Origin of the sequence: Pseudomonas sp. SH10-3B, from assembly GCF_019891415.1 — a bacterium.
GTDB lineage: Bacteria > Pseudomonadota > Gammaproteobacteria > Pseudomonadales > Pseudomonadaceae > Aquipseudomonas.
Genome location: NZ_JAFLXD010000080.1, coordinates 1 through 13,140, shown reverse-complemented (window position 1 = coordinate 13,140; position 13,140 = coordinate 1). Strand labels below are relative to the sequence as shown.

Genomic DNA, 13,140 nt, shown 5'->3' with positions numbered 1-13,140 from the left:
GGTGATGATATGCCCGCCCGCCACGCCCCGCGCCTGGGCAACGCCCTTGATGGCGAGGTTGTTGGATTCAGTGGCGCCGGAGGTCCAGACGATCTGTCCAGGCTGTGCGCCAACCAACTCGGCCACCTGGCCACGCGCCTGTTCAACCGTTTGCCGGGCCGCCTGGCCGAACGCGTGGGAACTGGACGCGGGATTACCGAAATTGGCGTTGAAGCCCAGACACTCGACCATCACCTGGATGACGCGCTCGTCCACCGGAGTGGTGGCAGCGTAGTCGAAATACAGCGGACGTTTATTCATGACAGTTAAGACTCGCAGAGCAGGTTCCCGAGAGCAGCGTCTCAGGGGCATCGGCCGGAACAGAGGTCGTCAGGTTTACCGGATCGAATGCCATTAAAGAAGAACAACTTTAAGTAAATGTGCGTAGGAACGCTCCTGAAATTCAGCTTAACAGGCTGAAGTCATGCCATGGAAAACAAAAAGCCCGAGGTTCCTTTGAGGGAAGCCTCGGGCTTTTTGCTGCGCAGTGCCGACTCAACTGGGACGACCATGCAAAACCACGTTGCGCTCGGCGTTCATTTCGCCCTGGCGATCAAACCCGAAGGGCTTGTGTGGCTGACCCGTCAGTGCCGCGCGCTGCTGTTGATATTCATCAAACGACAAGCCGCGACGGCTCAGCGCTTCCAGGGCCAGTTGCTTGCTCTCTTCGGCCGTGTAGGGACGCAGTTCTGGCGAAGGATGGCCCGCACAGCCGGCGAGTACGGAGCTGACAATCAATAAGCAAACAGCGAGAAATCGGTTCATGGCGGTGGCCCTGGGAAGATGGTTTCGAGTCAATGAACACAGGCTACTCCCGGCCTTGCGCAGTGAAAAATCATCGTCCGTGATAGTCGCTATCAACCGCCAAGCCACCCTCGATAGCGAGGCACGCATATTTCTTTATGATCTATAAATATGGAAATACGTTCATTTACGGAATAACCCTAACCCTCTATAACTGGCTTACACCGAACCCGCACTGTTCGCCACGCAACTGTTTGCCAGGCAACAGCCATTCAACAAATCACCAGTCAGACAACAGCAGCATTTTTCAGCAGTGAACCTGCAACCCACGCCAATCAAGGCCTGCACCCGTTGGTACAGCTCTTGCTCAACACGTTGCACTCCACTTGCTATGAACCACTGTTGATAAAGGAACTGTTCATGACCCGTCCCCTGAATGTCGTTGCCCTCTCCGGCGGAACCTGGCGCCCGTCCCGTACCCTCGTGCTGACCCAAGCCGTACTGGCTGAATTGGCGACCTTGCTGCCGATCCAGACCACCTTGATCGAGCTGGGCGACATTGCGCGGCCCCTGGGCGGCGCCCTATCCCGCGATGAATTGCCCGCCGAGGTCGAAGCCCAATTGGTGGCCATCGAACAGGCCGACCTGCTGATCGTCGCCGCACCGGTCTATCGCGGTTCCTACCCAGGCCTGCTCAAGCACCTGTTCGACCTGGTCGGCCTCAACGCCCTGATCGATACACCGGTGCTGCTCGCAGCCACCGGTGGCAGCGAACGCCACGCACTGGTCCTCGATCACCAGCTACGACCGCTGTTCAGCTTCTTCCAAGCCCTGACCCTACCGATCGGCGTGTACGCCACCGAGGCCGACTTCACCGACTACCAAATAACCAGTGAGCCCCTGAAGGGCCGGATACGCCTTGCGGCAGAACGCGCAGCGCCATTGTTTGCAGCGCACTCCCCCTCTCTGCTGAAAATCGCTTAAGGATTGGTCATGGATGTTTTCTGGTTTCTGCCAACACATGGTGACGGTCATTACCTGGGTACCACCCAAGGTGCGCGGCCGGTCACCCTCAATTATCTGAAGCAAGTCGCGCAGGCGGCTGACAGCCTGGGTTACCACGGCGTGCTGATTCCCACCGGCCGCTCGTGCGAAGACTCCTGGGTCATCGCCTCGGCACTGGTGCCGCTGACAGAACGCCTGCGCTACTTGGTGGCGATTCGTCCAGGCATCATCTCGCCCACCGTGTCCGCCCGCATGGCAGCCACCCTGGATCGCCTGTCCAACGGCCGCTTGCTGATCAACGTGGTCACCGGCGGTGACCCCGACGAAAACCGCGGCGACGGCAGCTTCCTCGACCACAGCGAACGCTACGAAGTCACCGACGAATTCCTACAAATCTGGCGCCGCGTGTTGCAGGGCGAATCAGTCGATTTCGAAGGCAAACACCTGCGCGTACAGAACGCCAAGGCCCTTTACCCACCGGTACAAAAGCCTTATCCACCGCTGTATTTCGGCGGATCCTCGGATGCCGCCCACGACCTCGCCGCCGAACAGGTGGATGTGTACCTGACCTGGGGCGAACCACCCGCCGCTGTCGCCGAAAAACTCGCAGATGTACGTGAACGCGCAGCTCGCCACGGGCGCACGGTGAAGTTCGGCATTCGTCTGCACGTGATCGTGCGCGAGACCGAAGAAGACGCGTGGAAAGCCGCCGACAAGCTGATCGAGCACATCAGCGACGAAACCATCACCGCCGCGCAAAAATCCTTCTCGCGCTTTGATTCCGAAGGCCAGCGCCGCATGGCGGCCTTGCACGACGGGCGCCGCGACAACCTGGAAATCGCCCCCAACCTGTGGGCCGGTGTCGGCCTGGTACGCGGCGGTGCCGGTACCGCGCTGGTGGGCAACCCGCAGCAAGTGGCCGAACGCATCAAGGAGTACGCCGACCTCGGCATCGAGAGCTTCATCTTTTCCGGCTACCCACACCTGGAAGAAGCCTATCGCTTTGCCGAGTTGGTGTTCCCGCTGCTGCCGGAGCCCTATGCCAGCCTGGCCGGACGCGGCATCACCAACCTCACTGGCCCGTTCGGCGAAATGATTGCCAACGATGTTCTGCCAGCCAAGGCCTGATCGGCGCAGCGGCGGGAGCGGCGTTGGTCGCTCCCGCTTATAAAGAGGAAAACCCGTGACAGCCAAACCCCACAGCGTCCTGCCATCACCGTTGCAGACCGCCAGACTGCTGGCCGCCGAATTCGCCCTCACTGCCGTAGAGCGCGACGAGCGCGGTGGCACCCCCAAGACCGAACGTGACGCCCTGCGCCAAAGCGGCCTGCTGGCCCTGAGCATTCCCACTCAATACGGCGGCCTCGGCGCGCCCTGGAGTGACACCCTGGCCATCGTGCGCGAGTTCGCCAAGGTCGACAGCTCCATTGCCCACGTCTTCGGCTTCCATCACTTGATGCTCGCCACCGTGCGCCTGTTTTCTCGACCAGACCAATGGCAACCGTGGTTCGAACAGACCGCGCGCAAAAACTGGTTCTGGGGCAACGCCCTCAACCCATTGGACACACGCACGGTAGTCAAGGACTTCGGCGGCTGGCGCGAGTTCTCCGGCAAAAAGAGCTTCTGCTCCGGCGCCAGCGACTCGGAAATGCTGATTGCCTCTGCGGTGGATGAAAGCGCCGGTGGCAAGCTGCTGATCGCCGCCATCCCCAGCGGGCGCAGTGGCATCACCCTGCACAACGACTGGAACAATATCGGCCAACGCCAGACCGACAGCGGCAGCGCCAGCTTCGAACGGGTGCGCGTCGAGGAGTCGGAATTGCTGCTCGACCCGGGCCCGCTGAGCACGCCTTTTGCCTGCCTGCGCCCGCTGATCGCCCAGTTGACCTTCACCCATATGTTCCTCGGCATCGCCGAAGGTGCCTTCGAAGAAGCGCGCAACTACACGCTCACGGAGACCCGCTCCTGGCACAAATCCTCGGCCGTAGACGTGCGCCAGGACCCTTACGTGCTGCATCACTACGGCGAATTCTGGGTAGCCCTGGAGGGTGTGCGCCTGTTGGTGGAACGCGCTGCCGAGCTGCTCGACCAGGCCTGGGCAAAAGGCCCCAACCTCAGCGAACACGAACGCGGCCAACTGGCGATTGCCATCGCCACCGCCAAGGTCGCCGCCACCCGCCAAGGCCTGGACCTGTGCAGCCGCCTGTTTGAAGTCACCGGCGCGCGCTCCACCCACGCCTCCCTGCGCCTGGATCGACACTGGCGCAACCTGCGCACACAAACCCTGCACGACCCGGTGGATTACAAGCTCCACGAACTGGGGGACTGGGCGTTGAACCAATCCCTGCCGATTCCGACGTTCTACTCATAAAAAGAGGTGCCCATGCAGCTTCTAACCTTACCGCCCTCGCCCGCCCTTGCGACGTCGATCCGCGCCACGGCCCAGGTCTTCGAAGACCCGAAATCCAAGGCGCTGCTCGACCACATCCAGCAAGTGGCGCCCAGCGAAGCCAGCGTGCTGATCATCGGCGAGACCGGAACCGGTAAAGAGCTGGTGGCGCGCCACATCCACAACCTCAGTGCGCGGCGCAACCGGCCGTTCGTGGCGGTGAACTGCGGGGCGTTCTCCGAATCCCTGGTGGAAGCCGAGCTGTTCGGGCATGAAAAAGGCGCGTTTACCGGCGCCCTCAGCGCCAAGGCTGGCTGGTTCGAAGAGGCCGATGGAGGCACCTTGTTCCTCGATGAAATCGGCGATTTGCCGATGCCCATCCAGGTCAAACTGCTGCGCGTCCTACAGGAGCGCGAAGTGGTGCGCCTGGGTTCGCGTAAGAGCATTCCGATCGATGTGCGCGTACTGGCCGCCACCAATGTGCAACTGGAAAAGGCCATCAACGCTGGGCATTTCCGCGAAGACCTCTACTACCGCCTCGACGTGGTCAGCCTGGAACTCAGCCCGCTGCGCGAGCGCCCCGGCGATATCCTGCCGCTGACCCGACACTTTATCGAAGCCTACAGCCAGCGCCTCGGCTACGGCCCGATCACCATCAGCCGCGAGGCCGAGCAGAAACTCAAAAGCTACAGTTGGCCGGGCAATATCCGCGAGCTGGAAAACGTGATTCACCACACCCTGCTGATCTGCCGTAACGGCGTGATCGAACGCGACGACCTGCGCCTCTCGAACATGCGCATCGAGCGCCAGGACGACAGCCAGCACGGCACCGACAACAGCGCCGAGGCCTTGCTGGAGCGCGCGTTTCAAAAGCTGTTCGAAGAACAGGCCGGCGCCCTGCACGAAAAGGTCGAAGACGCGCTATTGCGCGCCGCTTACCGCTTCAGCCATTACAACCAGGTGCACACCGCCAACCTGCTGGGCCTGAGCCGCAATGTCACACGCACACGCCTGATCAAGATCGGCGAGTTGGCGGTGAACAAGCGCCGCCCTGGGGAAAATGTGCAGGGGGAACGGATGCTGCACCTATCCATTTAGCCGGCAGTGCAACGCATTGTCATGGCTGCGCTCGAAACTGCGCAGCACCTGGAACGAACCAAAGGTCACGGCCGTGGCCTGGTGCGCGCGGATCAGCGTCCAGAAATCTTCCTCGCCGTGCTCAAAGCACTGGAACGCCGCCTCGCCGTCCTCGCGGGAGCGCCATTGCAGGTAATTGAGTACCCGCCGCCCATCCTCGCTGACTTGCACACTCGCATTGATAAAGCCGCCATGGCCCTGGGCCAGGCGCTCGCTTTGGGTGGACAAGGCCGCCACCAGCGCCACTTGCTGCTGGGGTTCGATGTGAAATTCGATCAGTTGCGTGAAACTGAGATTCTTCTCTGATACCTGCATGAACACTCCCTCTTATCTGTAGGCAGAATCTTGCGACTAGATGCCACGCAGGGTAAAACCTCTAGTTAAGTCAAGGTCAAGCACTTAATCGGAGTTTTCATGGTTACCAAGGAACTCACCGTCGGCCAACTGGCAGCCCGCAGCGGCGTGGCCGTCACGGCCCTGCACTTCTACGAAACCAAGGGGTTGATCAAGAGTCATCGCAATGCCGGCAATCAGCGGCGCTATCCACGGGATGTGCTGCGGCGGGTGGTGGTGATCAAGATCGCCCAGCGCCTGGGGATTCCGTTGGCGACGATTGGCGAGGCATTGCAGACACTGCCGAATGGACGCACGCCCAACGCTAAAGACTGGGAGCGCTTGTCCGCGCTGTGGCGCGAAGACCTGGATGAGCGCATCAATAAACTGATGCTGCTGCGCGACAAGCTCAATGGCTGCATTGGTTGCGGGTGCCTGTCGCTGGACGCGTGCCCGCTGCGCAACCAGGATGACCAACTCGGTGAACGCGGGCCGGGAGCTCAGTTGCTGGAGCCCAGTTGAACATCCCCTCGTCGGTCCCGACAGGCCCCTTGATAGGCGTGACCTATAGTGAAAAGGCCGCGCCTTCCCCCCAATCAAGGAGAACGATATGAGCGTCAAACCCATTCCCGAGGGATATCACAGCGTCACGCCTTATCTGGGCATCGACAAAGCCTCTGAGGCTATCGAGTTTTACCAAAAAGCCTTCGGCGCCACCCAAATCATGCGCCTGGACATGCCTGATGGCAGGGTCGGCCATGCCGAACTGCGTATTGGTGACTCAGCGATCATGCTGGCCACGCCCTGCGATGAAATGTCCCTGAGCAATCCGGCTGAAAGCACGAGTGTCGCCTTGCATCTGTATGTGAACGACGTAGACGCGCAGTTCAAACAAGCCGTTGCAGCCGGCGCCAGCGTGGTATCCGAACCCGAGGACCGATTCTATGGCGACCGCTCAGGGAGTGTGAAAGATCCCTACGGTCATCTCTGGTACCTCGCCACCCGCAAGGAAGACCTCAGCGAAGAACAGATCCGCCAACGCGCCATGGCAATGTTCCAGCAAGGCTGAGCATCGGGGCCGGTTCGCCGGCTCCTACCCCAGTCAATGAATCCCCCCACGCCGTAAAAACACGCTGAATTTGAACCTGAAACATTTTCTTTCATATCCGCCTTGGGGATTTCTCATTCTCATCCGTCTTAATTCAGATACAGCCCGTCGCGTAAGCAAAAGCTACGACTGGCCTTTTTCCGGGCCTCCCTCGCCCCACTCTGATCAAGACCCTCATTCACATGTCGAAGAAGTCACGCTCCAAACTCTGGTTTCTCGTACATAGCTGGCTGGCCTTGCCCATCTGGTTCTTTGTACTGATCGTCTGCGTCACCGGCACCCTGGCGGTGGTCAGCCAGGAAATCGTCTGGCTGGCCAACCCGGATATCCGCGCAAGCAAACCGTCGGACGATGCCGAGCTGCTGAGCTACGACCAGGTGATCAGCGCGATCAAGCGCGCCGAGCCCCAGGTGATCGTGCAATCGCTGAACCGCCCGGATGAATCGCACTTCGCCCTGAGTGTCGACCTCAGCTACCCCGACGGCCGCTCGGTCGAGGTCTACGTCAACCCCTACACCGGCGCGATCCAGGGCATCAGCCCGTCGTTCGACTTCCGCCAGTTCACCCGCGCCCTCCACGGCTGGTGGCTGGTGCCGTTCACCAATGGCTTCAGCTGGGGCTGGTACCTGGTGTCACTGCTCGGCCTGCCGTTGCTGGCTTCGCTGGTCACCGGGCTGGTGGTGTACAAGAAATTCTGGAAGGGCTTTCTCAGGCCGACCCTGCGTGTCCGCCACGGCGCGCGAATCTTCTGGGGCGACTTCCACCGCCTGAGCGGCATCTGGTCGATCTGGTTTATCGCGGTGATCTCCATTACCGGCACCTGGTTCCTGATCCAGGCGATCCTGTTTGACAACCAGATTTCAATTTCCAGCGAGCCCATCGTGCCAGTGATCGCCCGCGAAAAAGTCCCGACGTCGGCGCCCGGCGTACCGGCGCCGATGATTCCCGTGGATGAAGCGATCGCAATCGCTACCCAGCGTATTCCGGGGCTCGAGGCAAGTTTCGTGAGCCTGCCCCTCAACGCCTACAGCCACCTGCAGATCGGCGGCCGAGGCTGGTATCCGTTGATGTACCAGACCGCACAAATCAACCCGTATGACGGTGAAGTCGCCTCGGCTCACCTGCTGTCCGATCGCACCAAGCTGGAATTTGTCACCGAATCCATGCGCCCTCTGCACACCGGCGACTTCGGTGGCATATGGATCAAGCTGATCTGGGCATTCTTTGGCCTGGTGCTGAGCATGATGGTCCTGAGCGGCCTGCTGATCTGGACCAAGCGCACCGCCCTCGCCACCCTTAACGCCCTCAAGCGCGAAGCCAAGGTGCAACGTGCGCCGGCATCCATCCCAGCCATGCAGGCTGAAACCTCGGAGGCCAACCGATGAGCAAGGTCACTGCCGCTGCACCGCCTTCGCCGCTGCGGGCCTTCTGGCTGAAATGGCGCTTCCATATCAACGTACTGCTGTTGCTGGTGCCCCTGGGCTTCATGCCCAAGTACTTTTCCGAGGCCGCCCTGTTTCGCGGCGACACCGGTATCGGTGAGCGCGTGGCGGGTGACGTGCAGGTAGGGCCCTGGAGCCTCAAGCTGGCCGAGTTCCGCAACGAAGGCCCACGCCCGAACCCGGCCGGCCCGATGAAGTTCTTCAATGCCGCGCTGTGCGAAACCTGTACCGAGCAGGTCAAGGCCACTTACCTGCGCATCGGCAAACCACGCAGCCTGCGCGCCGCCGGGGTGATTTTCTTCGGCACCCCGTACCGCATGGGCGCCGGTCTGCCGATACCGGAACGCACGCCTGCCGACGCCGAACTGTGGGTCACCATGGAAGGCTGGGACGGCACCGTGCACCAGGGTTCCATCCCGCTGAGCCAGGCCTCGCCTGCCACCATTGCCTGGTTGAACAAGCAAGGAGTTAAACCATGACCTTCAAGCGCCTGTCCCGCGCCGCACTGTTGCTGTGCGCCGGTTTCTGTACCACCGCCTTTGCCCACAACCCGATGTGTGAATGCAAGGAAATCCCCGGCGAGCAGATCCAGTGCAAAGGCGGTTTCTCCGATGGCAGCGGCGCCCCCGGCGTGACCCTGGATGTGATCGGCTACGACGAAACCATCCTGGTGCCCGGCAAGCTCGGCCAGGACTCGACCCTGACCTTCAAGAAGCCCGCGTCCGAGTTCTACGTGCTGTTTGATGCCGGCCCCGGTCACGTCGTGGAAATCGACCAAGCGGATATCCAGCCTCAATGAGTACCACACAGGTTGTACGCCCCGCCGGTGCCGGCCACGAAACCCTCTACGTCCTGCTGCTGTGCCTGATCATCCTGGCGGTGGCGGGAACCGTGGTGGCGCTGCACGGTGAAACCCAGGAAGTCGCGGCGGTGCCCAGTCATCAACTGGACGCCCGCCGTGACCTGAGCGCCGCCGAACAAGGTATCTACGCCGACCTGCGGGTCACGCTGGATGAAATCCACCTGCTGCAACAAGAGCAAAGCGCCCTGCCTGGCCCCGAGCAACTGGCCGTAGAAGGCTTTGCGCCGTTTGCCCAGGACGCCAGTTCGGTCAGCCGTGGCAACCATCGCTGGCAGTTGCTGGCGAATTCGGCCTACCTGGGACTGAGCCAGACGCCGGCCACCAGCGGTTCACTGCTGATGCGCGTACAGGGCAGCGAGCCGGATATCTGGCTCAACCGCAGCAAAGACCTGGCCGCCCCCTCCGACCTCACTGACCAGGCGCTGATCGCAGCCGGCTGGCAGCAGGTGGTCGCGCAATTCGATGCCGGCGTTACCCGCCAGCACCGTCACTGAACGAGAAGACCGATTGCCCATGTCTATTTCATCCCCCCTGTTGCGCATGTTTCTGGTTGGCCTGTTCAGCCTGATACTCGCTCCCCTCGCCCATGCCGAAGCGGCCAAGCGCCTGCGTATCGGCATCACCCTGCACCCGTATTACAGCTACGTGGCCAATATCGTCGGCGACAAGGCCGAAGTGGTGCCACTGATCCCGGCCGGCTTCAACCCCCACGCCTACGAGCCACGCGCCGAAGACATCAAGCGCATCGGCACCCTGGATGTGATCGTGCTCAATGGCGTCGGCCATGACGACTTCGCCGACCGCATGATCGCCACCAGCGAGCGCCCGGACATCCCGGTGATCGAAGCCAACGCCAACGTGCCGCTGCTGGCGGCCACCGGCAATGCCGCGCGCGGTGCCGGCAAGGTGGTCAACCCGCATACGTTCCTGTCGATCAGTGCGTCGATTGCCCAGGTCAACAACATCGCCCGCGAACTGGGCAAGCTCGACCCGGACAACGCCAAGACCTACACCCAGAACGCACGCGCCTATGGCAAACGCCTGCGGCAAATGCGCGCCGATGCCCTGGCCAAGTTGACCGGCGCGCCCAACCCGGACCTGCGCGTCGCCACCGTGCACGCGGCCTACGATTACCTGCTGCGCGAGTTCGGCCTGGAAGTCACCGCCGTGGTCGAGCCGGCCCACGGGATCGAGCCGAGCCCGAGCCAGTTGAAGAAGACCATCGACGAACTGCGCGCCCTGGACGTGAAGGTGATCTTCTCGGAGATGGATTTCCCGTCGACTTATGTCGACACCATCCAGCGCGAATCCGGGGTCAAGCTGTACCCGCTGTCGCATATTTCCTACGGCGAATACAGCGCTGAAAAATACGAAGTGGAAATGACCGGCAACCTCAACACCGTGGTGCGGGCGATTCAGGAGTCAGGGGCATGACGGCGGCGGAACACTTGAAGGTCGCCAGCGTCGGCCCGACCCTCGACTTCGACAAGGTGTCCCTGACCCTGGGCCGCACCGTGATCCTCGACGGCGTAAGTTTCCAGGTGCAGCCGGGCAGCATCCATGCGCTGGTGGGCCCGAATGGCGGCGGCAAAAGTTCGCTGATCAAGACCCTGCTGGGGCAAACGCCGCACCAGGGCCGGTTAAGCCTGGAGTGGCCGAGCACACCTGGCACCATCGGTTATGTGCCCCAGGCGCTGGAGTTCGACCGTGGCTTGCCGATGACCGTGGATGATTTCATGGCTGCCATGTGCCAGCGGCGCCCGGCGTTTCTGGGCTTGTCCAAACATTACGCCGCCGCGATTGGCGAGGCGCTGGAACGGGTCGGCATGCAGGACAAACGCACGCGGCGCATGGGCGCGCTGTCCGGCGGTGAGCGCCAGCGGGTGTTGTTGGCCCAGGGACTGATCCCGGCGCCGCAGTTGCTGGTGCTGGATGAACCGATGTCGGCCCTCGATGAGGCCGGTATCCAGGTGTTCGAACGCTTGCTCAATGACTGGCGCCTCGCCGGGATCACCGTGCTGTGGATCGAACACGACCTGGAAGCCGTGGGCCGCCTGGCCGACCGCGTCACCGGCCTGAACCGCCGCCTGCTGTTCGACGCCACGCCAAAAGAGGCGCTGACCCCGGACCGCCTGCTGACCCTGTTCTCTACCCACCCTCGGAGCCCGGCGCCATGAGTTATGAAGCGTTTCGCCTGATGGTCCAAGGTTGGGCTTCTTCCGGTTATCTGCCGGAAGCGCTGGCCTATGGTTTTGTGGTCAACGCCCTGCTTGCCGGCCTGCTGATCGGCCCGGTACTGGGCGGGCTGGGCACGCTGGTGGTGGTCAAGCGCTTTGCGTTTTTCTCCGAAGCGGTCGGCCATGCCGCACTGACCGGCGTGGCCGTGGGCATTCTGCTGGGTGAGCCCTACACCGGGCCCTATGGCAGCCTGTTTGGCTACTGCCTGTTGTTCGGCATCCTGCTCAACTACCTGCGCAACCGCACCGGCCTGGCGCCAGACACCTTGATCGGCGTGTTCCTGTCGGTATCCCTGGCATTGGGTGCGAGCCTGCTGCTGATCCTGGCGGGCAAGATCAACGTGCATATCCTCGAAAACGTGTTGTTCGGCTCGGTGCTGACGGTCAACGGCAACGACCTGCTGGTACTGGCGATTGTCGGCGCCCTGGTGATGGCCCTGGCGCTACCGCTGTACAACCGCATCATGCTCGCCAGCTTCAACCCGCAATTGGCGGCGGTGCGTGGTGTAGCGGTGAAGACCCTGGACTACCTGTTCGTGATCCTGGTGACGCTGATCACCGTGGCCGCAGTCAAGGTCATCGGCGCCATCCTGGTGGGTGCGCTGCTGGTGATTCCGGCGGCGGCGGCACGCTTGCTGAGCCAATCGCTCAAAGGCTTCTTCTGGATCTCGGTGGTGATCGCCACCGTCAGCACCCTGTGCGGGATCCTGTTGCCGATCATCTTCGACCTGCCCATCCCCTCCGGTGCCGCGATCATCCTGATGGCCGGTATCGCCTTCGCACTTGCCGCCATCGCGCGCGGCACCGTGCCCAGCCTTAAAGGGAACCTTGGATAATGCGCTCCGTTCTTCAGCCTCTGGCCCTGGCCATCGCTTGCTTGATCACCACGCCGCTGATGGCGGCCGACGTGGGCAAACCGGCTGCTCACGCGGCCAAACCGGTGAAAGTCCTGGCCTCCCTGCCGATCACGTACGGCTTGGCCGAGGTGTTGCTCAAGGGCTCCGATGTGCAGCTTGAGCGCGCGGCCCCCGCCAACCTGCCGGGCTCGCGGCAGGTGTCGTACTTCACCGGCCGTGGCGCGCCGGCACTGAACACACTGGCCCAGGACGCCGACGCCGCCATCGGCCTGCGCTCGCTGTGGGCCGATGACCCGCTCTACCCCGTGGCCCGACGCAGCAATATCCGCATTGTCGAAATCGACGCGGCACGCCCGGTGGATGGCAGCTTGCCGGGGATTGCCGTGCAACCTGGCGTGGCTGACGGTTTGAACAGTCAGCCATGGCAATCGAGCAACAACCTGGGGCGCATGGCCGATGTCCTGGCCGCCGACCTGAGCCGGCTGGCACCGGGCGCCAAGGCGAAGATCGACGCCAACCTGGCGGCCCTCAAGCAACGCCTGCTCAAGCTCAGCGCCGACAGCGAGGCGCGACTGGCCAAGGCGGACAACCTGAGCGTGGTCAGTTTGAGCGATCACTTTGCCTATCTGATCAGCAGTTTGAATCTGGAACTGCTCAGCACCGATGCCCGGCCCGACGCCGATTGGACGCCTGAGGCATTACAGAAACTCAGTGCCGAGTTGAAGGACAACGACGTGGCCGTGGTGCTGCATCATCGCCAGCCGAGTGACGCGGTGAAGGCCGCTATCACGGCGGGCGGTTCAACGTTGCTGGTGCTGAACGTAGACGGCGCGGACCCGGTATCGGAGTTGGAAACCAATGTGGACCAGGTGATCAAGGCACTCACGGTGCACTCACTGTAGGAGCGAGCTTGCTCGCGAAAGATGTCAACGATGACGCTGGAGGCCGGGCTCCCCGCAACGCCCTCAAGTTTTTCGCGAGCAAGCT

The 13,140-nt window shown here is 62.1% G+C and carries 17 protein-coding genes; 14 read left to right on the top strand and 3 right to left on the bottom strand.

Features of this window, described 5'->3' with window-relative positions; all coding sequences use genetic code 11:
• On the bottom strand, positions 1–300 hold a 300-nt coding region (locus tag J1G35_RS29640; protein ID WP_223016764.1), incomplete at its 3' end, for an aminotransferase class V-fold PLP-dependent enzyme.
• A gap of 234 nt (positions 301–534) precedes the next feature.
• On the bottom strand, positions 535–804 hold the full coding sequence (locus tag J1G35_RS29635) for a hypothetical protein (protein WP_223016763.1): 270 nt from the start codon (positions 802–804) through the stop codon (positions 535–537).
• 399 nt (positions 805–1,203) lie between these two features.
• Between J1G35_RS29635 and msuE the strand changes: the two genes are divergently transcribed.
• From msuE to J1G35_RS29615, 4 genes are read left to right on the top strand one after another with little or no spacing between them, the layout of a single operon-like run.
• A complete protein-coding gene (gene msuE / locus J1G35_RS29630; protein ID WP_027607134.1) occupies positions 1,204–1,767 on the top strand; it encodes an FMN reductase in 564 nt (187 codons plus the stop codon).
• Positions 1,768–1,776: 9 nt separating this feature from the next.
• A complete protein-coding gene (gene ssuD, locus J1G35_RS29625; protein WP_223016762.1) occupies positions 1,777–2,916 on the top strand; it encodes an FMNH2-dependent alkanesulfonate monooxygenase in 1,140 nt (379 codons plus the stop codon).
• 55 nt (positions 2,917–2,971) lie between these two features.
• Positions 2,972–4,159 carry an acyl-CoA dehydrogenase family protein gene (locus J1G35_RS29620; RefSeq protein ID WP_053128732.1) on the top strand — a complete coding sequence of 396 codons (1,188 nt, stop codon included), beginning with the start codon at positions 2,972–2,974 and terminating at the stop codon, positions 4,157–4,159.
• Positions 4,160–4,171: 12 nt separating this feature from the next.
• Complete coding sequence (locus J1G35_RS29615) at positions 4,172–5,275, top strand: sigma-54 dependent transcriptional regulator (protein WP_053128731.1); 1,104 nt, start codon at positions 4,172–4,174, stop codon at positions 5,273–5,275.
• On the opposite strand, the gene J1G35_RS29610 is transcribed toward J1G35_RS29615, so the two are convergent.
• Complete coding sequence (locus J1G35_RS29610) at positions 5,264–5,629, bottom strand: antibiotic biosynthesis monooxygenase (RefSeq protein WP_053128729.1); 366 nt, start codon at positions 5,627–5,629, stop codon at positions 5,264–5,266. The genes J1G35_RS29615 and J1G35_RS29610 overlap by 12 nt on opposite strands.
• Before the next feature lie 99 nt (positions 5,630–5,728).
• On the opposite strand from J1G35_RS29610, the gene soxR reads away from it, so the two are divergent.
• The 10 genes from soxR to J1G35_RS29560 all read left to right on the top strand — a co-directional run bounded on the left by soxR (position 5,729) and on the right by J1G35_RS29560 (position 13,055).
• On the top strand, positions 5,729–6,169 hold the full coding sequence (gene soxR, locus J1G35_RS29605) for a redox-sensitive transcriptional activator SoxR (RefSeq protein ID WP_223016761.1): 441 nt from the start codon (positions 5,729–5,731) through the stop codon (positions 6,167–6,169).
• Between the two features lie 88 nt (positions 6,170–6,257).
• Positions 6,258–6,716 carry a VOC family protein gene (locus J1G35_RS29600; RefSeq protein ID WP_053128725.1) on the top strand — a complete coding sequence of 153 codons (459 nt, stop codon included), beginning with the start codon at positions 6,258–6,260 and terminating at the stop codon, positions 6,714–6,716.
• 221 nt (positions 6,717–6,937) lie between these two features.
• Positions 6,938–8,140: a PepSY domain-containing protein gene (locus tag J1G35_RS29595; protein WP_053128723.1), complete on the top strand. Its 1,203-nt coding sequence runs from the start codon at positions 6,938–6,940 to the stop codon at positions 8,138–8,140.
• Complete coding sequence (locus J1G35_RS29590; RefSeq protein WP_223016760.1) at positions 8,137–8,676, top strand: thiamine pyrophosphate-binding protein; 540 nt, start codon at positions 8,137–8,139, stop codon at positions 8,674–8,676. Before J1G35_RS29595 ends, J1G35_RS29590 begins: the two co-directional genes overlap by 4 nt.
• Positions 8,673–8,996, top strand: a complete 324-nt coding sequence (locus tag J1G35_RS29585) for a hypothetical protein (RefSeq protein ID WP_053128721.1) — start codon at positions 8,673–8,675, stop codon at positions 8,994–8,996. Before J1G35_RS29590 ends, J1G35_RS29585 begins: the two co-directional genes overlap by 4 nt.
• Positions 8,993–9,553, top strand: coding sequence for a DUF6162 family protein (locus J1G35_RS29580; RefSeq protein ID WP_223016759.1), 561 nt, complete (start codon positions 8,993–8,995; stop codon positions 9,551–9,553). Before J1G35_RS29585 ends, J1G35_RS29580 begins: the two co-directional genes overlap by 4 nt.
• Before the next feature lie 19 nt (positions 9,554–9,572).
• On the top strand, positions 9,573–10,493 hold the full coding sequence (locus tag J1G35_RS29575; RefSeq protein ID WP_223016758.1) for a metal ABC transporter substrate-binding protein: 921 nt from the start codon (positions 9,573–9,575) through the stop codon (positions 10,491–10,493).
• Positions 10,490–11,236, top strand: a complete 747-nt coding sequence (locus J1G35_RS29570; RefSeq protein WP_053128718.1) for a metal ABC transporter ATP-binding protein — start codon at positions 10,490–10,492, stop codon at positions 11,234–11,236. Before J1G35_RS29575 ends, J1G35_RS29570 begins: the two co-directional genes overlap by 4 nt.
• Positions 11,233–12,132 (top strand): metal ABC transporter permease, encoded by a 900-nt coding sequence (locus J1G35_RS29565; RefSeq protein WP_053128716.1) that lies wholly within the window; start codon positions 11,233–11,235, stop codon positions 12,130–12,132. Before J1G35_RS29570 ends, J1G35_RS29565 begins: the two co-directional genes overlap by 4 nt.
• A complete protein-coding gene (locus J1G35_RS29560) occupies positions 12,132–13,055 on the top strand; it encodes a zinc ABC transporter substrate-binding protein (RefSeq protein WP_223016757.1) in 924 nt (307 codons plus the stop codon). The genes J1G35_RS29565 and J1G35_RS29560 overlap by 1 nt, the downstream gene beginning before the upstream one ends.
• The last annotated feature ends 85 nt before the right edge of the window (positions 13,056–13,140 follow it).